Genomic DNA, 22,379 nt, shown 5'->3' with positions numbered 1-22,379 from the left:
GAAATAGCCTATTCCCGCGACACAACCGCTATCTCGGAAATCACTAGACAACCGGTCAACACGTGGTCCGAGGAGTGGCAGCGCGAGTGCGAAGCTCGCGCAGTCCTGAAGATGTCGAAGGCAGAACGCGATGCCTTTTTAAAAGGCACGAAGGATGAGAACGGAAAAACCATCGAGCGCGGAATCATTTTCCTTCGGGGAGGAAAGGCAGCTGAGGATTTGAAGTCGCTCATGCAGCAATTATTGGATGCACGCGCCAATAAACCCTAGCCCACGGAAAAATCAACGACAGCGCCGGCCAAACAACTCCCGCGAAGAAATAGGAGAACCATCTGGGGTAGGGTCGGTCGTGGCCATCGGCTGAAACCAAGTCCCTAAGGGACAATCATGAGCGCAGTCTCCGTTTACTCGACGCCGGAACTCATCGCGGAGTACGCCAAACCGAAGCAGGATATCTTCGGAAACCTGATCCAGGTCAGGGCCACCGTTCGCTCCTTCAATCTTGCGACGCTGCTTAATGATGGACGTGTCTATGGGATGGATACCCGGATCACCGCCTCGAACAGGGTAGATATCATTGAGGGGAAAGAGGTCGCCACTAGGGCGATCGTTCACGAAGGTTGTCCTCGCTATACGATCCGGATCTCCCGTGAGTGCTACGGCGCCGAAGGGGTCGATACATACGATGTCTGCTATGGCACCGGACACCTGGTCTACCCGCCGCTCAACGGAACGCCGAAATCTTTGGGTGGGGTCACCTTCGGGGTGGTTGCTCTCAGCCCAGCCTAGCGAGGGTTCGTCCGGCGTAAAAAAGAAAGGCGCCCCTACCCAGTCGGGGCGCCCTCCGTTTTCAGCTCGCAGCGAGGCAAGCCGCCCGGCGAACCTCAGTTTACCGGTATCCGCGATATAGCTCCGAAAGCTTGCCTTAAGCTGCCTTCACGCCCCGGAGGAACTGGCCGACTTCGTCGCCGAGGCTGTTGGAGTGGCGAGCCAGTTCTTGAGCGGCACTCAAGACCTGAGAAGCTGCGGCCCCCGTCTCGCCGGCACCCCGGCGCACGTCGCCGATGTTCCCAGTCACATGCTCGGTCCCACGGGCGGCCTCCTGGACGTTACGGGCAATCTCACCCGTGGCCGCGCCCTGCTCCTCCATGGCAGCCGCAATCGAAGTCGAGATCTGAGACATCTCCCCAATGGTCTGGGTGATCGTCTGGATAGCCTGGACAGCCTCGCGGGTCGCCTGCTGCACCGACGCGATCTGCTGTGAGATCTCGTCCGTGGCTTTAGCAGTCTGGTTGGCAAGCTCCTTCACCTCGGAAGCCACAACCGCAAAGCCCTTACCGGCTTCACCGGCACGGGCTGCCTCAATGGTGGCATTGAGCGCCAGCAGGTTGGTCTGTCCTGCCACCGAGTTGATCAGAGCAATAACATTGCCAATCTTCTCCGCCGTGGAGGCAAGCTGCTGAACGATCGTATCGGTGCGCTGGGCGTCCTGCACGGCACGTTCGGCAATCCGGGAAGACTGGGTCACCTGCGAGGCGATTTCCCGGATCGAGATCGACAGTTCCTCCGTAGCGGCTGCGACCGTCTGCACGTTGGCCGAGGTCTGCTCGGCCGCCGAGGCAGCGCTGACCGTCTGGTCGTTGGTCTGGTCCGCGATGGACGTCATGGTCTGGGCGGTCGCTTCCATTTCGGTCGCGGCCGAGGCGAGCCCCTGGGTCATGGCCGAGACATTGCGCTCGAAGTCCTTGGTCAACTGATCGAGGATCTGGGCGCGGCGCATCTTGGCCTCATCCTCAGCCGCCTGCTCCGCCGCCAGGCGGCGCGCCTCGATGGCGTTGTCCTTGAAGACCTGCAGCGAGCGGGCAAGCGCTCCAACCTCGTCTTTGCGCTCAGTGCCAGTCACAGGAATATCAAGCTCACCTTTGGCCAAGCGGCCCATCGCTCCTGTCATTGACCCCAGCGGACGGGCTACGCCCAAGAGGACAATCGAACAGATCAGGCCGATGGCAACGGCAATGCCTCCCGTTGCAGAACCGATCAGCACCCATCTGGTGCCCAGTGCATCTGTGTGCGCCTTGTCCTTGGCCTGGTTCAGTTCGAGAGCAATACCGTCGATGCTTGTCGTTATCTGATCCCTAAGGGTACGACGGAGGTCACGCGCTGACCCATTCGTAATTTCTTTTGCCTTGTCGTCGTTGCCGGCCATGGAGGCGGCGAGGCTCTGCTCCAACATTTTGAAGTAGTTGAGAGTTGCGTCCCGCAGATTCTCGTTGAGCTTTCTGAATTCGGCGGAGCTCGAAAGATCCACAATCTGGTTTAGGTCGTCCGACGCCTTCTTCGTTGCGGTCTTGAAAGCGTTCTCGACGCTCTTGACGCGCTCTGCAAGATTCTTGGGCGTCAGGATCATGCTTTTTTCCTGAATCGACGCCTCATTGATCTGCGTATTGACGCTCTGAACCAGGCTCAGTCGCTTTGCGTCGCTGTCGACGAGGCGCTGGGTGCCCGCAGCCATGTCGTCGAGGCCTGACACGGCCATTACAATTAGACCGATAGCAATTGCAACAAAGACCGCGACCGGGATGGCGATCTTCGTGAGGATCTTCAGATTGTTGAGGAGTCTCATCGTCTTTCGTTGACCCGCTCGCATCGCCGCGAGAAGCGCACGCCCCCTGACGCGCATGAATCGGGCGCGACAAAAATTCGTCATAGTCGTGAAGAAGACATTAAGCTTACGACTAAATCTTAGCTGAATAATTTCTCTACGCACTTCCCCTTATCTTAAACTGCGCCGTTTTGGGTCTGAGATTCTAAACACGCCATTCATGTTTAGACATGAACTATTCCATTCATTTCCCCAGAAAGGATTGCACATGCGCAGGCTCAACTACGACACGCTGAATATCATCGTTGCCGCTCAGCGCCTCCGGAGCTTCAGGATTGCCGATGGCGTCATCCGTGAAGCCGCCGGCAAAGACGCTCCAAGCTGGTTCAAGTCGGCGAAATCCTACTACTCCGAGATCCCGGATTGCGTGATGAAGGTCGCCGGACTGCATAAGAACCGCAGCGATTTCGAGAAGGTTCTGAACTTCAATGTCACGGACGAAACGCTGAAGACGAACCACAACAAGCTGTTTGGGTTCGAATTCCCGGCTGACGATCGCGACGAGTACCGCACTGAGACTGGAGTTGTGACGATCCAGTCATGACCCGTGCCCACGACTTCAAGGCGCGCGACGGCTACCTGCTTGGCGGCCTTCGGCGTGTCCGGAGCGATGGGACAATCCTCTTCCAGCGCGGGTGGTGGATGGCTCCCGACGAGTGGATCGGCAAGGAGGTTTGGGCGCACGAGGGCGGATTGGGTAGTCCTGGCGTGCGCGACCGAGATGTCATTATCCGTGCCGCTCCTCCCGGACTGTAATCGCGACCGCAATCCTCGAGGGTGTTGCTATCGTCTGCCGCCGCATAGATCGGCCGGACGCGAAACTCGAATGGCGCGACCCCGTCAAACTGGCGTGGGCAAACCGGCACAACAAGGTTCCGACGCCTCAAAGGGCAGATGCCGAGTAAGGACCGAATTCTGGATTCTTTGACTGGCAAAATCAGTCAAGGATCCCCAAAAGATGCTTCAGCATGGCACGGCCCCTTTCCTCGAGTGCTCCAGCCGCGGAGATCGCCGCTTCAGTGCCTTTGCGGCCCGGATCAAGGGCCTTGGGAACAGGTCCATTGAAGAGATCTATCAGGCCGCAAAACGGTTCGAAGACGGCTCGACAGGCCTCACCTGGCGCGAAGCCAAAGGCAAGCGAGTTGTCAACGCCGAGGAGGTGAGGGCGCTCTACTCAGTGTTATGGGACGAGTACATCGCCGAGAACCCGCACCTCCTCTCCATCTTGACGAGTGCAACCGGTCTGCAGGACCTGTTCGGTCAGGCCGGTCACGCCTGCCAGGCAACCAAGCTCTGGCGCATCCGCTGCTCGCTCTTTGCATCCCCACATAAGAAAGAGGTGAACATGGCCGACCTTCCCGCTCTCTCATCGATGGCCAGGAAAGCCCTTGAGGTGCTCAAAGAGGTCGGGGAGTTCCGCTATGCGCTCGAAATGAGCAGCTACACCAGGCGGGAGCAATTCAAAGCGCACCTCAAGACCGCCTCTGGCCGGACGGTTCGCGGCATCGGCATAAGCACGATGTATGAACTGAAGGGACACGGACTGATCGTGCCCACAAACAGCACATCGATATCCACCTACTACCGCTTGAATCCATCGCACTGCAGTAATCACGCAGGCGAAATCAACAATTGTGCCTCTCAGGGGTAGAATCGACAGACGAATTCTGGTATTGAAGCTGCCCCGCGGATCTTCCGCCCGGTTCACAGCCACAGCCAGAGGAGGCGTTACATGTCTATGCGACTTTGCACGTACGAACGCGCCTCTCTCCTCGTCCCAACTCATGCTGCTGGTGGCTCCCATGAAACCGACCGTCTTCCCTCTGCCCTTGGTAGGGTTCGCATTCCGCTTTGAGTTCATTCGCGTTCCGCGCAAGCCTGCGAACGATCACAAACGGCCCGTACTGACCTTCGATTTTGTCGAGTCGCTGAAACGGGATGTGAGTCCTCATATTCTGCGCGACATTGGTGTCGACAGAAGCCGAACCGATTAGGGGTTTGGCTGAATTGTCTTTTCCAATGATCTCGCTCGCGACTGATCGTGTGTGTCGCCACACATCGGCACGGAGAAGCTGTGTCTACATAGATCTTGCGATGCCGGAACACATCGCAAGCGCCCTGGTGGGAGGTCTGGTGCTCAGCCTCCTGCCGGGGCAATTCTGCTTATGCACAGCCTGATGTTGAACCGACGAGGCACTTGGCGTATTATCTTGCCGTGGTGTTGCAACCGGCATCACAACAATTCGCCCTGACAGTGAGCTCCGCACGGCTACCTCTGTCAGGGCGTTTTCGTTTGGGCAGCGTTGACGGAAATCCTCTCGCTGCCTATCTCCCCAGAGTGGTGTCATTCCCTTGGACCACGAACGCTTTGGTCGAGGTTTCCAAGACAGCACCTCTGCCAAGGCGTTATTCTGCGCCTCGCAGACTGCCGAGCATACGCTCAGTCCCCGATTTCACCTGATGCGCTGACATTTCATCCCGCTCGAGACCGAGCGTGCATCGGCACGCTTCACAAACGTCGTTATCAGATCTCCGTTCCGGTGAACTCTGGCGGTTTGCCAAACTCCGGCAGGTGAAATTTCTGAACAACATCGTCGAGCAGGATCACCGGCGCATCAAACGGCTGGTGCGTCCTGGGCTGGGCTTCAAGAGCCTCACGACGGCCTCACGGATGATTGCGGGCTACGAGGTCATGGCAATGATCCGCGACGGACAGGTGGCAATCGCACCAGCAAAAGACATGAAGGCTCAGAGTGATTTCATGGCGGCTCTCTTCCGCGCTGCTGCCTAACCTGAGCCCTCATCCGGCGTTCGCTTGACCTACGTTAGGGTTTGCAACGGAACCCCTACTTCAGAGCGGCAACCAGATGTTGCTGTCCCCAAGGGCTATGCCTCAATCCTATGCAGGCTGCTTCCAAGACACGTAAGAGATGTAGTTGAAGGTGAGAAAGAGCACCGACAGCGACTTCTGGGCGGCTATCCGCATAGTATCCGGCTCTTTGCTGGCTCGATCATAATCGAGCAAGCAGCTCAATCCTGATTGATCCATCTTGGTTTCGGCCCACATCAACTCGATGTAAATTGAGCCAGGTGTGTGCATCACCACATACCCGCCGATCCTGTGCGAGGCTGGCACGTTGAGCGTGATCGTCTTCTCCTTGGATTCTCCCTTCAACTCAACGTCGCCATGACCAGGCGCATGGCCCCTGATGCTGGAGCCTGGTCCTTTGAATATGCCCTTGAACGCAAACCGCAAACGGGGAGCGACGGGGATCAACTCGATCAAGCGGCGGGCGTCATTTCGGGAGAAGGTTGAACCATCTGCGACGAGGCGATCGAGGATTGCATTGGCTTCCAAACGAGTCTGCACGTTCATTGGCCTGGTCTTTCGGGCGTAAGCCACATTTCATCGCCTGCACTTCCGAGACCCTAAGAATGCTCCGGGCGTTGTTCGTCCAAACCGATATGAGCGCTCCCAACGGGGCTTGGGGTATTCATTCGACGAATCCCTTTCGGAATCGCCCGCTGAGCAATGCCGCTGTCCCGTTCTTTCCAATCTGATCCAACGGGCAGCAATCAACTCATTGCGACGGCAGGGTATCAGCGCTTGGCAGTGAACTGCTCGGCCGTAACGCCAATCCGTCCCCGGACGTAACCGAATGAGAGGGCTGCGGCCAACCGTTCGATCCGTTCTTCCTGGATGAGTTGCTCGACGAGGAGGACTCTGATGGCAGTCCTTGCATCACCGCCGCAGGCCTCGATCACGGCGGTCACATCCGCTTCGATCGGATCAATGGCACGTTGTGCCCTTTCCTGCTCAGTCATCGGCATCTCCTTTGGAAGCCGCGATGGTACGGCCTCGTGCCATGAGCCACCACAGAAATGTTCTTACTTTGTTCTAACGCTGTGGAATGTGGGGAAATCCGCCGATACGCGGCTTCGAGAGTCTCTTGTCATCCGTCCAGGACCCGTGACGGTTTCGGACCCGTTTATAGAAGCTGAGCACGCTTCGAGGAGGTCCTGATGGAGACCATGCTGCGTCTGCAATGCGACAATCTTCTGGGTGGCCGGATCGAGCGGGAGACGCCAACCGGGCTCGTCACGATCGCCACAGTGGCAAGGGAAACCGACGGTCTCGTCGTCCATGTCATCGATGGCCAGGAAGGCCCAGGCTTCGAGCCTCTCCGGGGACTTCAGGCACGGGACTGTGACGACCTGCAGCGCCGGATGAGTCGACCGGACGTGACGGTCACGATGCCGACCGGCTAGCGCAGGGGGCCGAGCAGAAGTCCCCCTGCCGGACACTTACGGCAGAAAGAACGGCAGGTAGAGAACACCGATGGTGCAGCACAGCGTGAGAACGGCCGTGATGGCCGCTGCTCGCGAAAACCTCTCGCTATCGTCGATCATGGTCTCCTCCGGCCTAGCTGTGCAGGTGCTGGATATCGCGGTGGGCACCGGCCGGCGGTGCGACACCGCACGCAGCGTCTCCCTGGAGTTGCCTCACCACGCAGCATGATCCAAACCATGCCGAGGCCGCGAACGGCGGACGAGCCCTATTGAAATGCGACAAGCCCGATCCGCTCACGAAGGTGAACAGCCGGCAGCGACGTCTGGTCAGGTGCCGTAAAGCGCGGCGCTGCCGGGGGAGGCGAGGGGCGGAGATGGAGCGGCGCCTCACTTATCTTGCGTGTGCGGGGCCTGGCACGTCCTCAGTAAGTTGGCATCGAAGCGGCCGGGACGTGTTGTTCGACGTCTGATGGGATGCACTGCGGAGCCGGTCCTCAGAGACCAGAAGGCACGGCCTTGAGACAGGCTGACGGCGCACTGGAGGGTCCAAGTTACGTTGGCCGGCTGTTGACCCTGGCCGGACGGCCGATTGAGCTGCTTGGGCAGGCTCTTCCCCCGATTGCATCCGACATCATCTCGAAAGCCATGCAGGCGGCGCTCACCTGGGCGCTACGCTTTGCGCTCTAGACCATCCCGACGGAGGGAGGGCAGGGAACCAGAGGCCTGCGCCCACAAGGCCCTTGCGATCCTGTCGGGTGCCATAGGTGGGGTGCTGCGCGTATCGCCCATTCTCGTCGAGCTCCCGATCTCCACGACAATCATGCTGCGGTCGATCGCTCGGATCGCCCAGAGTGGGGGTGAGGATCTCGAGGATCCCGAGACGGCACTGGCCTGCATCCGGGTCTTCGCCCTAGGCGGATACACCGGCTCGAGCACCGCGCGTGAAGCTGGGGCGACTTAATGGCGAAGTCCGTCACCCGTGCCCTGCAGCAGATAGCCGGGCGCGGGATCGTGGGCGAGAGCGCCTCCGCCATGGTACGCCTGCTGGCCCAGATTGGATCCTGGTTCGGGCCAGTCGTGTCCCAGAAGGTCGCTGGGCCAACATCCAGCGACAACTGCACGGCTCAGGTCTGAGATCGTAGATGAGCCGCCACACGGATGGCATGTCGCAGCAGGTCTCCAGGCTAGACATAGGAGATCAGGCAATAGTTTAGCCGGGTAAAAGGGGCATAGCATTATTTTGGTAGTATTTCTGTCATGTGACAGGGAACACGATACTGCTTCCCATATGCAACCTGTAGTATTATGCCTGATCCTAGATAAAGCCTATATTTAGATTAGTCGTCGCAGTCATTATGCCCAAACTATGAGCATAAAAGACACTAAATTGCCCTAATTGGGGAAGATTTCACACCATAAGCTAATATTACTTCGGGCTTCTCAAAAAACACTTGTGGGAAAGCGGTGGGGACATGGATTATAATCTTAATTTTAAAGTTGACAGCAGCTGGAGCACTGGGCTCACCGGCTCAATCTCCTTGAGTAATCCTAACTCTAGTTCAATCAATGGTTGGATCATTGAATTCGACGCACCTTTCGAGATCACCAATCTCTGGAATGGTCAGATCGTCAGCCATGTTGGAAGCCATTACGTCATTCGTGACGCATCCTGGAATGGTACCATCGGTCCGAATGGGACGGCTTCCTTCGGGTTCCAAGCCAACTACAACGGTTCGGCTCCGCAGCCGACCGGATACATTGTGAACGGCCAGCCGGTTGGCGGAAGTGCTACCCTCCCGACGCTTGCCGTCGCAGATGTCAGCCTGATTGAAGGCAACATAGGCTCAAAGGACGCCCTAGTCACCGTGTCGCTCTCCAAAGTGTCAAGCGAGGTGATCACTGTCAACTACGCCACCGCCGACGGCACGGCCCAGGCGGGCGTCGACTATGCGGCCACGTCCGGTACTTTGACCTTCGCTCCAGGTGAGACCAGCAAAACCATTGCCGTTGCCGTGCTCGGAGACATGATTATCGAGGCGGATGAGGCGTTTCAATTGAACCTTTCCGCTCCGACAAAGGCAACCATCGCCGATGGGCAGGCTGCGGTGATAATCACCAACGACGACGCCGCTGCACCATTGCCGACCCTGACTGTATCTGACGTCAGCATTCTTGAGGGGCAGAGCGGCACGGCGAATGCGGTGTTTACAATACGCCTGTCCGGAGCATCGGCAGGTCCCGTCACGGTTTCCTATGCAACAGGGGATGGAACGGCCGTCGCAGGGGCCGACTACACGCCCAAATCCGGCACGCTCACCTTTGCTCCCGGCGAAACTTCGAAGACGGTCGCGGTGTCCGTCCTCGGCGACATCCTCTCGGAGCAGAACGAAACCTTTAACTTCAACCTGTCCGGCGCATCCGGTGCTACCCTTGCTAAGACACAGGGGACTGGAACCATTCTGAACGACGATCAGGCACCTCCCACTCCGACCATCACAGTTGCCGACATTTCGCTTCCGGAGGGTAACCCCTTCACTCTGCCGGGAACGGGCACTGGGATTGGCCAAGGCTTCTTCCATACAGTTGGCAACCAGATTGTTGATGGGTCTGGGAGCGCTGTGAAGATCGCTGGGGTGAACTGGTTCGGCCTGGAGTCGAACCGGTATGCTCCGGACGGTCTGCATGCCCGCTCCTACAAGGACATGATGCAGCAGATGGCGGATCTGGGGTTCAACACCATCCGTCTGCCGTTCTCCGACCAGTTGTTCGAGGCCGGCAGCACGCCCACCGGCATCGACTTCGGCAGGAACCCGGATCTGGCCGGTCTCACGGGGTTTCAGATCATCGACAAGATCGTAGCCTATGCCGGGCAGATCGGCATGAAGATCATTCTCGATCACCATCGCTCCAGCGCAGGGGCGGGCGCCAACGCCGGCGGGCTCTGGTACGAGGGCGCCTACACCGAGCAGAAGTGGATTGCCAACTGGACGATGCTGGCCAAGCACTATGCCGACAATCCGACTGTGATCGGCGCCGATCTGCACAATGAGCCGCATGGACCGGCGACCTGGGGCGGCAATGCCGCAACCGACTGGGCCGCGGCCGCCGAGCGGGCCGGCAATGCCGTGCTGGCCGCCAACCCGAACTGGCTGATCTTCGTGGAAGGCATCGAGGCCTACAACAACCAGTATTACTGGTGGGGTGGCAACCTCATGGGCGTGCAGGACCGGCCGATCGTGCTCGACGTCCCCGGGCGGCTGGTCTACTCCGCCCATGATTACCCCAACTCGGTCTATGGGCAGCCTTGGTTCAACGACCCGGCGTTCCCGAGCAACCTTCCCTCCAAGTTCGACCAGATGTGGGGCTACATCTACAAGCAGAACATCGCCCCGGTCTATCTGGGCGAGTTCGGCAGCAAGCTCACCGATCCGAAGGATCTGGCCTGGCTCGATAAGATCACCGCCTACCTGTCTGGTGATCTCGATGCCAATGGCACGAGCGACATCGCCGCCGGCCAGCAGGGCGTCCACTGGACCTGGTGGTCGTGGAACCCGAACTCTGGCGACACCGGCGGCATCCTGCAGGACGACTGGACGTCCGTCCACCAGAACAAAGTCGCCGAACTCCAGCCGATCATGTTCGATTTCGGCACCGGCGGCGGAGGCTCGACGGCGAATGGGACCACCAATGCAGTCTTCACTGTGGAACTCTCGTCCGCTTCCGCTACGCCCGTGACTGTCACCTACAAGACTGTTGCGGACACCGCGACCGACAGCGACTTCGCGCCGATTGCAGGAACGCTGACCTTTGCCCCTGGGGAGACGAAAAAGACCGTCACCGTAAAGGTTGCCGGCGACGCGCTCCCGGAGTCGAACGAGACATTCCAGCTCGCCCTGTCCAGCCCGACGGGAGCGAATCTGGCCAAGGCATCGGCGACCGCCACGATCGTCAATGACGACGGTGGGACGACAGCACCTCCGACCACGACGCCTCCTTCGGCGTCGGCGCTCAAGGCGACAACGACTATCACCAATGACTGGGGGAGCGGGTTTACGGCGAATGTCACCATAAAGAATACTGGTCCGACGGCCATCGACGCCTGGACCCTCAAGCTCAAGACCCCCGTCAACATCTCCAACATTTGGAACGCCAAGATCGTGACCCACAGTGACGATACCTACCTTTTCAACGACGCAGGATGGAACCGCACCATCGCGCCGGGTCAGGAAGTGACCTTCGGCTTCCAGGCCACTCCCGGCCACCCATCCACCGCATCCTTCGAGTGGGTGCTGTAAGCATCATCATTGGGTGTCTTACCCGGCCCGGCGGTACTGACCCTTTTCGGGCGCCAGTTCCGCCGCGGGGCTTTTGGCGGGTATTGCTCTACCGTGTAGACCCTCATGTATAGGGCGCACTAAACAAGAATGACGGACTGGAGAGCCCTTCCAATCTTCAGGGTTACTCTCCACAATCGTCCTCATTGCAGCTCTGACTCGGGTTCCCATCACGGGTCAGCCGGGATAGACCTGAGAGCGAACAGGAAGGCGCTCATTCCTTCCCTTGAATCGATTCGTTTCCTCAACCGTCCCGGGAATTGTCAATGGCTGTCCTTACCTTTAGCGCCAGCATGCCGGAAGGCCTCCGGCTCCAAGCGCTATTCTCAGCCATCGTGGACAATTCCATAACATATGGCATGAAGGCAGGGGATGAGACTGCAAGCTTCCACGTCACTATCTACGACTCGCCTGTCGACGTTTATTATCAAGGCCGCGAAGTCACCCCGACGCATGGCGAAATTTCCTCCGTGCTGTTCGGCCCTCATGATTTCCCATGGCTGACCTACAGCCATTCGAGCGGTGGCATCGCATTCGTCTACGATAACCTTCTGACCTTTCATTCCCAGGGCACCGTATCGGCAGCTCTGGTGATGGCGGGGGATGACCAGCTCACAGGCTCTTGGGGAGGCGATTACCTCGATGGTTATGGAGGGAACGACCGTCTCGATGGAGGTCTAGGCGCAGATACGATGGACGGGGGCGCCGGTAACGACACCTACATCGTCGATCACAAGGATGACCGCATCTTCGAAGCCAATGGTGGCGGCTATGATGTTGTATGGAGCAGTGCGAACTTCGCGATGGCGCCTGATGCCGAGATCGAGGAACTGCGAGCAGCGTCCGGAGCCTATGCCCTCGCTTTGACCGGGAACTGGGTTCGCAATCTGATCGTCGCAACCTCGGGCAACGATGAGATCGACGGCAAAGGCGGTATTGATACCCTCATCGGTGGCGCCGGCGACGATCTTTACTTCGTCGATGACAGTCTCGACGTGATGTTGGAAAGTGATGGGCAGGGATACGATACAGTCATCGCTGAAGCATCCTATCGCTTAGCCGATCACGTCGAGGTTTTGAAAGCTGCCGGAGGCTTGTCCTCCATCAATTTGCTTGGCAATGCGCTCCCCAACGAGATTGTAGGGAACCTGGGTGGGAACTGGATTGAGGGGTTTGATGGTGATGATCGGCTCTATGGCGATGGTGGTAACGACACCATCATTGGGGGCACGGGACAGGATGTGATCTTTGGAGGAATAGGCCGTGACCACCTCGATGGGGGGGAGGGCAACGATACGCTCTACGGCGATATCGAGAACGACGTCCTGCTGGGCTCGTCCGGTTACGACAGTCTTTTTGGCGGGGCCGGCAACGATTCTCTCGCGGGCGGCGACGGCAACGACCAGCTTTTCGGCGACGTCGGTAATGACACCATTAATGGCGGATCAGGCAACGATCATCTGTATGGGGGAACTGGTAAGAACAAGCTGATCGGCGGGAGCGGGAATGATACCCTTTACGGCAGTATGCACAGCGAGACCCTCCAAGGAGGTAATGACAACGACAGGCTTTACGGCGATGCCGGCAACGATTCTCTCGAAGGAGGAGCCGGCAAGGACACCCTTTCCGGAGGTTGGGGCAAAGATACCTTCATCTTCAAGAGCGCACTCAGCGCCAAGATCAATGTTGATACGATCTCAGACTTCAACGTCCAAGACGACACGATTCGCCTCGACAATCTCGTCTTCAAGAAGTTAGGCAGAGCCGGGACCCTCAATCCGGAGTTTTTCAACATCGGCAGCACGTCCCAGGATGCCAATGACTATCTGACTTACAACAAGAGTAAGGGCTATCTGACCTACGACGCCGATGGCGCAGGCGGCGGGTACAAACCTGTTCTTTTCGCCAAGCTCAAGGCAGGCTTGAGCCTCACCACTAAAGATTTCTACATCATCTGAATCGATCGGGTTCGGCTCGTTCAGCGCCCTTCTAAGGATTATATTCACGAGCTCTCAGGCAGCATCTCAGGCCCTACCCAATCAAAAGAAGTACTGCTGCACTGCCGAAAGCCTCCATGGTGGTACCGCCGCTGACGGTCCCTCAAACCATTATGGGGAATGGTTTTATTCCCCGAATCCAGCGTAGCTTAGATCATCTCGCACATGCGAGATACTAAGATGTGGAGGGGGCGGTGCTGCGACTGTTTTCACACGGATTATACTTGCTGACGTCGATTATGGCAGTGCTTTTGGTGCTCCAACCGGTGGGGACAGACACCCAGTGGTCGATTGCCATCATGTGCCTAGCTGTTATGTTTGGCATCAAGCTTCTGAACCTCCAGGGCTACTGGCGTCATCTTTTCTTTGCATTGGGCGCTCTCCTGGTTCTTCGATACGTTTATTGGCGCACGACTGCGACCATCCCCGATACGAACAACCTTTTCGATTTTGTTCCGGGCGTCATGATCTACGGCGCGGAAATGTTCTGCGTAGTGATGCTGGGATTGAGCCTCTTCGTCATCTCTCGCCCCATCCGGCGCCCTCCTGCGCCGAGATTGTCGGCTGAGGAAGCTCCGACCGTTGACGTCTTCGTCCCCTCCTACAATGAAGACGCTGCGCTGCTCGCGCTGACCCTGTCGGCCGCCAAAGCAATGATCTATCCGGAGACCAAGCTGACAGTTTATCTGCTGGATGATGGCGGCACTGATCAGAAGGTTCAATCTCCCGACGCCACTGTTGCTGAAGTGGCAATGAGGCGTCGCGAGGAACTGCAGAAGCTCTGCGGCGATCTTGGCGTGCAGTATCTGACACGCGCGCGTAACCTGCACGCCAAGGCGGGCAATCTCTCGAATGGTTTGCTTCACTCGAAGGGCGAACTCGTGGTTGTCTTCGATGCGGACCACGCACCAGCGCGCGACTTCCTGATTGAGACCGTTGGCTTCTTTGCACGGGACCCGAAGCTGTTTCTCGTGCAGACGCCGCATTTCTTCATCAACCCTGATCCTGTCGAGAAAAACCTTTCGACCTTCGAGCGCATGCCCTCCGAGAACGAGATGTTCTACGGCATGATCCAGAAAGGGCTCGACAAGTGGAACGCATCCTTCTTCTGCGGCTCCGCAGCTCTGCTGCGCCGAACTGCGCTTGAGCAGGCAGGGGGCTTTGCCGGCACCTCGATCACAGAGGATTGCGAGACCGCCCTTGAGCTACATGCAACGGGCTGGAATAGCCTCTACGTGGAAAAGCCCCTGATTGCCGGGCTGCAGCCGGAAACGTTCTCCGCCTTCATCGGACAGCGCACCCGCTGGTGCACGGGCATGATGCAGATTTTCCTGATGAAGAATCCGATGCTGAAGCGTGGTCTCACCCTTGCTCAGCGTGCGTGCTACCTCTCAAGCGCCATGTTCTGGTTCTTCCCGATCCCGCGGATGGTTTTTCTCTTCGCGCCTCTCTTATTCATCTTCTTCAACCTGAAGGTCTACAATGCGACTGTGAGCGAGTTCGGCGCCTATACCTGCGCTTACCTGGCAGCAGCGATCCTGCTCCAGAGCTACGCTTACGGACGGTTTCGCTGGCCGTGGGTCTCGGAACTGTATGAATATGTCCAGTCAGTCTATCTCCTCCCGGCGATCTTCAGCGTCTTAAAAAACCCGAGCCGTCCGACCTTCAACGTGACCGCCAAGGGCGAGTCTGCTGGCGAGGATCGACTCTCCACGCTCGCTTGGCCCTACTTCGCAATCTTTGCAATACTGCTCGCAGGCGCTCTCACTGTGGTCTACCGGCTACAGTACGAGCCCGAGGCGGCCGGCATTCTGATGATCGCCGGCGTTTGGAACCTGTTCAACCTGTTCATGGCAGGCCTCGCTCTCGGCGTGGTGTCTGAGCGCCGGGAGCGGCGTGGAACGCACCGGGTTCCGACGCAGGGACGCGGCCAGCTTCACATCGAGGGCGCCGCATTGTCCGCCCAGATCCTCGATGTGTCACAAGGTGGTATGCTCATCCGGGTCGCTGGAACCCATTCGCTACGCATGCAGTCCCTGGCCCGTCTGGCCGTGACGTCCCCCGAGGCGGAGGTGGCCGGATCCGTTCTTCCCGTCAAAATCGTCAATACCCGCTTCGAGCGGAACAGCCAGTTGGTGGCGATGAGCTTCGGGGAACTGCAGGCAGCTCATTACAGCACCATTTCCGCTCTGATGTTCGGCGATCTGAGGCTGCTGCGGAACGCTCGCATGGCTCGGCAGCGCACGAGGAGTGTACTGGCGGGTACGATCGAGGTCATGGCATGGGCGCTGGGTCACACGTTGCGGGGAATGAGCTTCGCCCTGTTCCGCCGCACCGCAGGGACCGGGACCTCGAACTCATAGACCCCATACAGCTTGCACCGTCTCATTTCTCGTCATCTCGGGGAGTCTCCTATGCGCCGTTTCTCGGCCATTGCTATCCTTCTCACGTCGCTTGCTGCAACTCACGCCGGAGCCGTGGAAGCTCCGCGCAGCCCAGCGGTGGGAGGCCTTGCCTCTCTCACGACAGCCCCTCCGGAGTGGCGACGGCCGCTTACGTTGGTCGGGGAGGAAAGCCGATTTGTTGGTGAGGCTGCAAGCCGCGAGGTTCCCATCTTTCTAACGGCCGGAGAGGCCGCTCGCACAGCGAAGATCCAGCTGGCCTACCGGAACGCCATATCGGTCATGCCGGAAACCTTCAGGTTGATCGTCAGGATCAACGATGTTGTCGTCGGTGAAACGGCTGTTCAGAACTCCACCCAACCGGAAGTTCTGAACATCAGCATCCCAGTGGGTGTTCTGCAGGCCGGCTTCAATTCCGTCCGGGTTAGCATCCGCCAGACCCACCGCGTCGACTGCTCGACCAGTTCCACCTATGAACTCTGGACGCAATTGCTGCCTGAGCAGAGTGCCCTGGTCTTTGCTGGCACAGCCGGCGAGATCCGGATGCCGGCGGACCTGGCCGCGGTCAATCCAGTTCGGGATGGTACAACCGCAATTCGCGTCAGGCAGCTCGGCGCGAGCGATACTTCCGACCTCGACCAAGCCTCTCGTGCGGTTCAGGCCGCCGTCATGTTTGGGAACTTCATCCACCCGCGAGTAGAGCTTGTCTCAGAAACGAAAAACGAGAGTGGTCTCGATATCGTCGTCGGGACCGCCTCAAATATCGTCGGTGCGACTGGCCTGAAAGTTCCTGGTATTGGACCCCGCCATCAGATTCAGCACAACATCCAGACGGGCAATGTGGCGCTGATAGTAACGGGCGAGACACCGGACGAAGTCGACGTTGCGCTGGACGCCCTATTGCAGCAGGCTCAGCAGGCTGTACCGGAGGGTGCGGCCGCTGGCATCCGCGCTCTCAGGAATATAAGTGGATGGAAAGCTGAGGGTGGTGACACCATGACGCTTGCCGATCTTGGTCTGGAGACCGAACCGTTCCGCGGGCGGTTCTACCGGCAGACCATCAGGCTTCAGATGCCGGCCGATCTTCTGGCCGCCGACTACGACCGTGTCACTGTCTCGGCCGATGCGGTCTACGCATCAGGACTTCTGCCGACGAATAAGATGATCATCCGCGTGAACGGGACTGCCATCGCAGATGCCCCGATGGGGAACACGGCCGGCGAAATTCTCAGCAAGCGGTCGTTCTTCCTGCCCGTCAGCACATTCAAGCCAGGCCTGAATACGATTGACTTCGAGGCAGAGACGCGCACCAGCGCGGACGAAAAGTGCTCCTTTGAAGCTCTCGTCGATAATCGCGAGCGCTTCCTGCTTTCGGGAACAGGCCAGGTAACCATCCCGCCCCTGGGGCGCGTGGGCGCACTCCCCAACATTTCATCTGTCATTCCAGGTGGCTTGTCACAGTTATCCAAGGCAGGTGATCTGACAGTGTTCGTTCCAAAGGCCCGCCATGAGGCCATCGAAACGGCCTTGACCGCACTCGCGAAGATGGCCGGGGTCTCACGCCGCGAGACCAAGGCGCACTTTGTCTTCGACGTGGTGCCGGCCGGTACGCCGCACGTGCTCGCCCTTGGCGCGTATGACGACATGCCCGAGACAATCCTGCGGGAGTCTGGTCTCGACGTCGATAAGCTGCGCCGGGCTTGGCATCAGCCAGTATCACAGATTTCAGCGATAAACGGCGCACAGCCGCGGCTTCAGGTCGCTTCCGCCGGCAACTCGGTTCCACTCTCCCTCAACAGCACGAGCACGCCGACGGGCACTGAGAAGGCGGGCAGCCTTCCCTATGCAAACTCGCCGGCACCGGCGCCGCAGACCTCCGGAATGCTCAAGGTATTTGACAGCAACGGCTCCGACTGGCTTCTCCGCTATGTTCAACCCGTGAGGGATGCGATCTCCAAGCTCACGTCCCAAACAGCTGATCGTGCGAGTCTTCTCGACGTGGGCCGCCGAGCAGATCTACCGCTCACCGAGGCCAGCACGCTGATCGTGGCACAGGGAGCGAAAACCGACGGGCTCGCAGGAAGCTGGCAATCCAGGCTCCTGCCGAATGTCACGTCCATGACTGTGTTCGTGTCGCCGAGCCCGAGACACCTGTCCCAATCCGTCGCGGAGATTCTGTCCGGGTCGCTCTGGCAGCAATTCGTCGGCGATGCGGCGGTCTACAATGCCACGGACGGATCCATCAGCACGCGGGTGTCCGAGCAGATCCTGCTTGTGCCGACCGAATCATTGAGCCTTCAGAACCTCCGTCTGATCGCTGCCGGCTGGCTAGCGCATAACGTTACGATCTACCTCGCGGTGCTGCTTGGCCTGTTTGTCGTAATGACGGCTTTCATGCAATGGGCGCTGCGCTCTTCGGGGGTAAAAGAGCCATGATGGTGCGGCGGACGGGAATGGCACTTGCGATGCTGATTGCGGCAGCCGTTCTCCCGCTGGGTGCGAACGCGGCGAGCCTGGGATCAGAAAGGGCTCAGGGCACAGGCGGTCTCTCAGCCAACTGGCTGGAAACAGCTTGGAGCGCCTATAAGAAACGGTTCGTTCGGGCCGGTCGCGTCATCGACGACGTCAATCGCATCAGCCACAGCGAAGGGCAGGGATATGCCATGCTGATCGCCGTCAAAGCCGGGGATCGCGCCGCATTCGAGGAAATCTGGCAGTGGACAAAGCGCGAGCTCTATATCGATCCGAGCGGGCTTGCGGCCTGGAAATGGGATGACAGTGCAGCATCGAAAGTGACCGACAAGAACAATGCCTCAGACGGGGACATTCTGATCGCCTGGGCCTTGGCGGAGGCGGCGGAGCGTTGGGGGAGCCTGCAACATCGCGAAGCGGCTCGCGACATCGTCCGGGCCGTCGGCAAGCAGAATATCGCGTCGAGTCCAGTGGGAACTATCCTGATGCCGGGGCGCATCGGCTTCTCGCCCGAAGATCATCCCGACGGCCAGATTCTCAATCTGTCGTATTGGGTGTTTCCAGCCTTCGAGCGGTTCGCGGCGCTCGATTCCGACACCGATTGGGCGGACGTTCAGGCGACCGGATTGAAGTTGCTTCGCGAGAGTCGATTCGGACCGCTTCGCCTCCCGGCGGATTGGATCAGCATCGGCTCAGGCCGGCCAGCGCCCGCAGAGTCATTTCCCGCGAAGTTCAGCTACAACGCGATTCGCATCCCCCTCTATCTTACGTGGGCTAAGCTGAACCAACCCGAGCTGCTGCGTCCCTTCGTCGGGCTCTGGAACAACGAGCTCAATCTCGGACCCTTCGAGGTCGATCTCTCCTCGGGCAGTGCGCAGCAGCCATTTGGTGGCATTGGATTCAAGGCAGTCATCGCCTCGGCAAAATGTGCGCTGCACAAGCAGAGGCTGAACGAACCGCTGCTTAAGGTTGAAACTGACTCCTACTACGCGACAACACTTCACATTCTTTCATTGGTGGCCCTTCAGGAAAGGTACCCGGAATGTCTCTGAAATTCATGTCCCTTCTCCTCGGCTGCATGAGCACCACAGCTCTGATGGCTGCCGCCGCCCATGCAGCCGATAGCTCAGGACCGCGTCCCGGTTTGCTCCTGAGCCAAGTCGACGGTGCTGCGCAAAGCGCGCCATTTGATCTTAAGGCCCCTTTACAGAGCAAGGCGGGCACCAAGCCAGCGTCGACGGGTGGTCCTCCGTTGATGAGTGCGGACCGACAGACGGCCTCATCGACAGCGCGGCCTATTCGCGATCTCAACGCCAAGGTCGACGAAAGCGCCCTGCGCTTCTACGCCTCTCAGAATGACTCCGCGCGCGTCGCCATGGAGATCAAGCGCATCAAGGTGCTGAACCCAGCCTGGGAGCCACCTTCCGATCTTTTCGACGAGGCTGGCGATCCGGCTGTCGAGCAGAAGTTATGGGATCTGTTCAGTGAAGGGCGCTATGACGAGATCAGGGTTGCGGTCGAGAACATCCGGCACGCAGATCCGAACTGGCGTCCACCGGAGAAGCTCGTACGGGAATTCGACAGGGCTCAGGTGAGAGCACAGCTGATCGCGGCTTCTGACGCAAAAGACGCCCACGGCGTTCTGGCGATTGCTGAGTCTCAGCCTGATATGCTGGTCTGCACTGATGTGGATTCCATGTGGAGAGTGGCCGAAGCTCTCATCCAGACAACCCAGGAAGATAAAGCGCAGGAACTCTACAGATATATTCTTACGCAATGTCCGAACCCGAGCGAGCGCCTCGCAACCGTTCAGAAGGCGATGGAGTTGCTGCCGGTGCAAGCCGTCAGAACCCTTATGACGGCGGCGCGCCACCGCAGTGACAATGGGAGTGTCCTAGAGGCCGTGCAGCTGGATCTCTTGCGGCGACAGATCGGAGCTGTCGCGTCGGATGCTTCGGCAACTCCTGTGCCACCAGCGGATCTGAAGATCTTCGAGACCTTGGTCAAGCAGAAGAGGATGTCGAACGACGCAGCCCTGCTTGGATGGCAATACTATGCTCTGAAATCCTGGCCGTTGGCGGCAGAGTGGTTCAAACTCGCCATGGATTGGGATAAGCTGCCAAAAGCGGCAGAAGGCTATGCGCTCGCGCTGCGGCAGCAAGGCCAGATCGCAGAGGCCGAAGCAGTCGCGTACGAATGGCGCAATGCTTCCCCGCTGATTGCCAAGCTCTTCGTTGAGATCGTGGCGACTGCCATTACGCAGGCAAACCCCACGTCTCTTGAGGAGGCGCGCTTGGCGCGGGTGGAGGATGTCGTTTCCGCCACGAGATCCGTGAACGGCAGCCAAGCTCTCGGGTGGTACTACTATAATAAAACGAACTTCCCCAAGTCACGTCAATGGTTCGCCTCGTCGGTCGGCTGGGAAGCGACTGAGACGAATACGCTCGGCCTGGCGCTTGCAGCTCACCGGATGAACGACAATGCGCTGTTTCGCAAGACGGTCTCAGATTACGGTAAACAGTATGCTTCAGTCGGCGCCCTTGTAGCCTACGACAAGCCCACGACAAAGTCGGCAAAGTCGGCCAAAGGCAGCAGGGTTGCTACGCGCGGCGGAGGCGGCTCGCCGCAGGCGGGCCAATTGGCCAATGCGGCGGTCGAGCAGTTCAAGAACGGTCAATATCGTGAGGCGCTTGCGACGTTGGACAAGCGGGCCGCCGCCACTCGCGAGGATCAGGGGCTCGGCGTAATACGTGGGTGGGCGCTGTATCATCTGAACCAGTATGACAAGGCGCGTGAAAAATTTGCCGAACTCGACAAACAACAATCAACCCGCGATACGCAGTATGGCCTCTATTATTCGGGCGCTAAGCTTGACCCTCTCCATAGAGGAGACTGATCGCTCCAGTTTCGCTTACGCGACGGGATTGGGCATCTCAATCACGGGGCACGAAGCCTGATTGTCAAGACATTCGACTGACTGGCTGGGCGCAGGTGACGGGGCTCAGCAGGATCGCTGAATCGCTTCTGTGAACTGAGAGCGATACTCATGGTATGGCCGCCGCTGAGAATCTCTGAATGGCCTCGCAAGGGCCGTGATCGTCGTGCGAAGTCCGCCTACCCTGCACCCGCTTGGAGCTTGCCGTGATCGCAGGATTTCTCAGTACGCGAGGCAACCAGATTGTTGATGGGTCTGGGAGCGCTGTGAAGATCGCTGGGGTGAACTGGTTCGGCCTGGAGTCGAACCGGTATGCTCCGGACGGTCTGCATGCCCGCTCCTACAAGGACATGATGCAGCAGATGGCGGATCTGGGGTTCAACACCATCCGTCTGCCGTTCTCCGACCAGTTGTTCGAGGCCGGCAGCACGCCCACCGGCATCGACTTCGGCAGGAACCCGGATCTGGCCGGTCTCACGGGGTTTCAGATCATCGACAAGATCGTAGCCTATGCCGGGCAGATCGGCATGAAGATCATTCTCGATCACCATCGCTCCAGCGCAGGGGCGGGCGCCAACGCCGGCGGGCTCTGGTACGAGGGCGCCTACACCGAGCAGAAGTGGATTGCCAACTGGACGATGCTGGCCAAGCACTATGCCGACAATCCGACTGTGATCGGCGCCGATCTGCACAATGAGCCGCATGGACCGGCGACCTGGGGCGGCAATGCCGCAACCGACTGGGCCGCGGCCGCCGAGCGGGCCGGCAATGCCGTGCTGGCCGCCAACCCGAACTGGCTGATCTTCGTGGAAGGCATCGAGGCCTACAACAACCAGTATTACTGGTGGGGTGGCAACCTCATGGGCGTGCAGGACCGGCCGATCGTGCTCGACGTCCCCGGGCGGCTGGTCTACTCCGCCCATGATTACCCCAACTCGGTCTATGGGCAGCCTTGGTTCAACGACCCGGCGTTCCCGAGCAACCTTCCCTCCAAGTTCGACCAGATGTGGGGCTACATCTACAAGCAGAACATCGCCCCGGTCTATCTGGGCGAGTTCGGCAGCAAGCTCACCGATCCGAAGGATCTGGCCTGGCTCGATAAGATCACCGCCTACCTGTCTGGTGATCTCGATGCCAATGGCACGAGCGACATCGCCGCCGGCCAGCAGGGCGTCCACTGGACCTGGTGGTCGTGGAACCCGAACTCTGGCGACACCGGCGGCATCCTGCAGGACGACTGGACGTCCGTCCACCAGAACAAAGTCGCCGAACTCCAGCCGATCATGT

The 22,379-nt window shown here is 58.9% G+C and carries 20 protein-coding genes and 1 pseudogene; 18 read left to right on the top strand and 3 right to left on the bottom strand.

The window, feature by feature from the left end:
* The coding region (locus tag OCW50_RS30635; protein WP_262300221.1) for a DUF7696 family protein at positions 1-270 on the top strand (270 nt) is incomplete at its 5' end.
* A 117-nt stretch (positions 271-387) separates the two neighbouring features.
* Positions 388-789: a hypothetical protein gene (locus tag OCW50_RS30630; RefSeq protein ID WP_262300220.1), complete on the top strand. Its 402-nt coding sequence runs from the start codon at positions 388-390 to the stop codon at positions 787-789.
* 136 nt (positions 790-925) lie between these two features.
* Here OCW50_RS30630 and OCW50_RS30625 read toward each other — a convergent pair whose 3' ends face one another.
* Positions 926-2,623, bottom strand: a complete 1,698-nt coding sequence (locus OCW50_RS30625) for a methyl-accepting chemotaxis protein (RefSeq protein ID WP_262300219.1) — start codon at positions 2,621-2,623, stop codon at positions 926-928.
* 247 nt (positions 2,624-2,870) lie between these two features.
* Here OCW50_RS30625 and OCW50_RS30620 point away from each other — a divergent pair, with 247 nt between their 5' ends.
* The 5 genes and pseudogenes from OCW50_RS30620 to OCW50_RS30600 form a co-directional block, all read left to right on the top strand.
* Positions 2,871-3,206 carry a hypothetical protein gene (locus OCW50_RS30620; RefSeq protein ID WP_262300218.1) on the top strand — a complete coding sequence of 112 codons (336 nt, stop codon included), beginning with the start codon at positions 2,871-2,873 and terminating at the stop codon, positions 3,204-3,206.
* Positions 3,203-3,418, top strand: a complete 216-nt coding sequence (locus OCW50_RS30615; RefSeq protein WP_262300217.1) for a hypothetical protein — start codon at positions 3,203-3,205, stop codon at positions 3,416-3,418. Before OCW50_RS30620 ends, OCW50_RS30615 begins: the two co-directional genes overlap by 4 nt.
* A gap of 202 nt (positions 3,419-3,620) precedes the next feature.
* Positions 3,621-4,313 carry a hypothetical protein gene (locus OCW50_RS30610; protein ID WP_262300216.1) on the top strand — a complete coding sequence of 231 codons (693 nt, stop codon included), beginning with the start codon at positions 3,621-3,623 and terminating at the stop codon, positions 4,311-4,313.
* 151 nt (positions 4,314-4,464) lie between these two features.
* Complete coding sequence (locus tag OCW50_RS30605; protein WP_262300215.1) at positions 4,465-4,656, top strand: hypothetical protein; 192 nt, start codon at positions 4,465-4,467, stop codon at positions 4,654-4,656.
* Between the two features lie 539 nt (positions 4,657-5,195).
* A pseudogene (locus OCW50_RS30600) lies at positions 5,196-5,453 on the top strand (DDE-type integrase/transposase/recombinase); the annotation flags it as partial.
* Between the two features lie 108 nt (positions 5,454-5,561).
* Here OCW50_RS30600 and OCW50_RS30595 read toward each other — a convergent pair.
* Together OCW50_RS30595 and OCW50_RS30590 are read right to left on the bottom strand one after the other, a co-directional pair.
* Positions 5,562-6,038: a hypothetical protein gene (locus tag OCW50_RS30595; protein ID WP_262300213.1), complete on the bottom strand. Its 477-nt coding sequence runs from the start codon at positions 6,036-6,038 to the stop codon at positions 5,562-5,564.
* Between the two features lie 224 nt (positions 6,039-6,262).
* Positions 6,263-6,487, bottom strand: coding sequence for a hypothetical protein (locus tag OCW50_RS30590; protein WP_262300212.1), 225 nt, complete (start codon positions 6,485-6,487; stop codon positions 6,263-6,265).
* A gap of 198 nt (positions 6,488-6,685) precedes the next feature.
* Between OCW50_RS30590 and OCW50_RS30585 the strand changes: the two genes are divergently transcribed.
* From OCW50_RS30585 to OCW50_RS30540, 11 genes are all read left to right on the top strand, one after another.
* Entirely contained in the window at positions 6,686-6,931 is a 246-nt protein-coding gene (locus OCW50_RS30585; RefSeq protein ID WP_262300211.1) for a hypothetical protein, read from the top strand.
* 537 nt (positions 6,932-7,468) lie between these two features.
* Positions 7,469-7,639 (top strand): hypothetical protein, encoded by a 171-nt coding sequence (locus OCW50_RS30580; RefSeq protein WP_262300210.1) that lies wholly within the window; start codon positions 7,469-7,471, stop codon positions 7,637-7,639.
* A complete protein-coding gene (locus OCW50_RS33570; protein WP_373371538.1) occupies positions 7,572-7,913 on the top strand; it encodes an EcsC family protein in 342 nt (113 codons plus the stop codon). Before OCW50_RS30580 ends, OCW50_RS33570 begins: the two co-directional genes overlap by 68 nt.
* The gene (locus OCW50_RS30575; RefSeq protein ID WP_262300209.1) at positions 7,913-8,086 is read left to right on the top strand and encodes a hypothetical protein; all 174 of its coding nucleotides are present in this window, start codon (positions 7,913-7,915) and stop codon (positions 8,084-8,086) included. Before OCW50_RS33570 ends, OCW50_RS30575 begins: the two co-directional genes overlap by 1 nt.
* A gap of 338 nt (positions 8,087-8,424) precedes the next feature.
* Positions 8,425-11,247 carry a Calx-beta domain-containing protein gene (locus OCW50_RS30570; protein ID WP_262300208.1) on the top strand — a complete coding sequence of 941 codons (2,823 nt, stop codon included), beginning with the start codon at positions 8,425-8,427 and terminating at the stop codon, positions 11,245-11,247.
* A 305-nt stretch (positions 11,248-11,552) separates the two neighbouring features.
* Entirely contained in the window at positions 11,553-13,244 is a 1,692-nt protein-coding gene (locus OCW50_RS30565) for a calcium-binding protein (RefSeq protein WP_262300207.1), read from the top strand.
* Between the two features lie 233 nt (positions 13,245-13,477).
* Positions 13,478-15,646 carry a UDP-forming cellulose synthase catalytic subunit gene (gene bcsA, locus OCW50_RS30560; RefSeq protein WP_262300206.1) on the top strand — a complete coding sequence of 723 codons (2,169 nt, stop codon included), beginning with the start codon at positions 13,478-13,480 and terminating at the stop codon, positions 15,644-15,646.
* Positions 15,647-15,697: 51 nt separating this feature from the next.
* On the top strand, positions 15,698-18,121 hold the full coding sequence (locus OCW50_RS30555; RefSeq protein ID WP_262300205.1) for a cellulose biosynthesis cyclic di-GMP-binding regulatory protein BcsB: 2,424 nt from the start codon (positions 15,698-15,700) through the stop codon (positions 18,119-18,121).
* A gap of 17 nt (positions 18,122-18,138) precedes the next feature.
* Positions 18,139-19,209 carry a family 8 glycosyl hydrolase gene (locus OCW50_RS30550; protein WP_262300204.1) on the top strand — a complete coding sequence of 357 codons (1,071 nt, stop codon included), beginning with the start codon at positions 18,139-18,141 and terminating at the stop codon, positions 19,207-19,209.
* Positions 19,200-21,053 (top strand): hypothetical protein, encoded by a 1,854-nt coding sequence (locus tag OCW50_RS30545; RefSeq protein WP_262300203.1) that lies wholly within the window; start codon positions 19,200-19,202, stop codon positions 21,051-21,053. The genes OCW50_RS30550 and OCW50_RS30545 overlap by 10 nt, the downstream gene beginning before the upstream one ends.
* 305 nt (positions 21,054-21,358) lie before the next feature.
* On the top strand, positions 21,359-22,379 hold a 1,021-nt coding region (locus OCW50_RS30540), incomplete at its 3' end, for a glycoside hydrolase family 5 protein (protein ID WP_262300202.1).

This window comes from Microvirga sesbaniae, assembly GCF_025460805.1.
Lineage (GTDB): Bacteria > Pseudomonadota > Alphaproteobacteria > Rhizobiales > Beijerinckiaceae > Microvirga > Microvirga sesbaniae.
This window is presented reverse-complemented; position numbering and strand designations above follow the sequence as displayed.

Bases quoted from the DNA above. Each gene is read 5' to 3' on its own strand.
- OCW50_RS30630 (WP_262300220.1), top strand. From the start codon at position 388: ATGAGCGCAGTCTCCGTTTACTCGACGCCGGAACTCATCGCGGAGTAC.
- OCW50_RS30625 (WP_262300219.1), bottom strand. From the start codon at position 2,623: ATGAGACTCCTCAACAATCTGAAGATCCTCACGAAGATCGCCATCCCG.
- OCW50_RS30620 (WP_262300218.1), top strand. From the start codon at position 2,871: ATGCGCAGGCTCAACTACGACACGCTGAATATCATCGTTGCCGCTCAG.
- OCW50_RS30615 (WP_262300217.1), top strand. From the start codon at position 3,203: ATGACCCGTGCCCACGACTTCAAGGCGCGCGACGGCTACCTGCTTGGC.
- OCW50_RS30610 (WP_262300216.1), top strand. From the start codon at position 3,621: ATGCTTCAGCATGGCACGGCCCCTTTCCTCGAGTGCTCCAGCCGCGGA.
- OCW50_RS30605 (WP_262300215.1), top strand. From the start codon at position 4,465: ATGAAACCGACCGTCTTCCCTCTGCCCTTGGTAGGGTTCGCATTCCGC.
- OCW50_RS30595 (WP_262300213.1), bottom strand. From the start codon at position 6,038: ATGAACGTGCAGACTCGTTTGGAAGCCAATGCAATCCTCGATCGCCTC.
- OCW50_RS30590 (WP_262300212.1), bottom strand. From the start codon at position 6,487: ATGACTGAGCAGGAAAGGGCACAACGTGCCATTGATCCGATCGAAGCG.
- OCW50_RS30585 (WP_262300211.1), top strand. From the start codon at position 6,686: ATGGAGACCATGCTGCGTCTGCAATGCGACAATCTTCTGGGTGGCCGG.
- OCW50_RS30575 (WP_262300209.1), top strand. From the start codon at position 7,913: ATGGCGAAGTCCGTCACCCGTGCCCTGCAGCAGATAGCCGGGCGCGGG.
- OCW50_RS30570 (WP_262300208.1), top strand. From the start codon at position 8,425: ATGGATTATAATCTTAATTTTAAAGTTGACAGCAGCTGGAGCACTGGG.
- OCW50_RS30565 (WP_262300207.1), top strand. From the start codon at position 11,553: ATGGCTGTCCTTACCTTTAGCGCCAGCATGCCGGAAGGCCTCCGGCTC.
- OCW50_RS30555 (WP_262300205.1), top strand. From the start codon at position 15,698: ATGCGCCGTTTCTCGGCCATTGCTATCCTTCTCACGTCGCTTGCTGCA.
- OCW50_RS30550 (WP_262300204.1), top strand. From the start codon at position 18,139: ATGGCACTTGCGATGCTGATTGCGGCAGCCGTTCTCCCGCTGGGTGCG.
- OCW50_RS30545 (WP_262300203.1), top strand. From the start codon at position 19,200: ATGTCTCTGAAATTCATGTCCCTTCTCCTCGGCTGCATGAGCACCACA.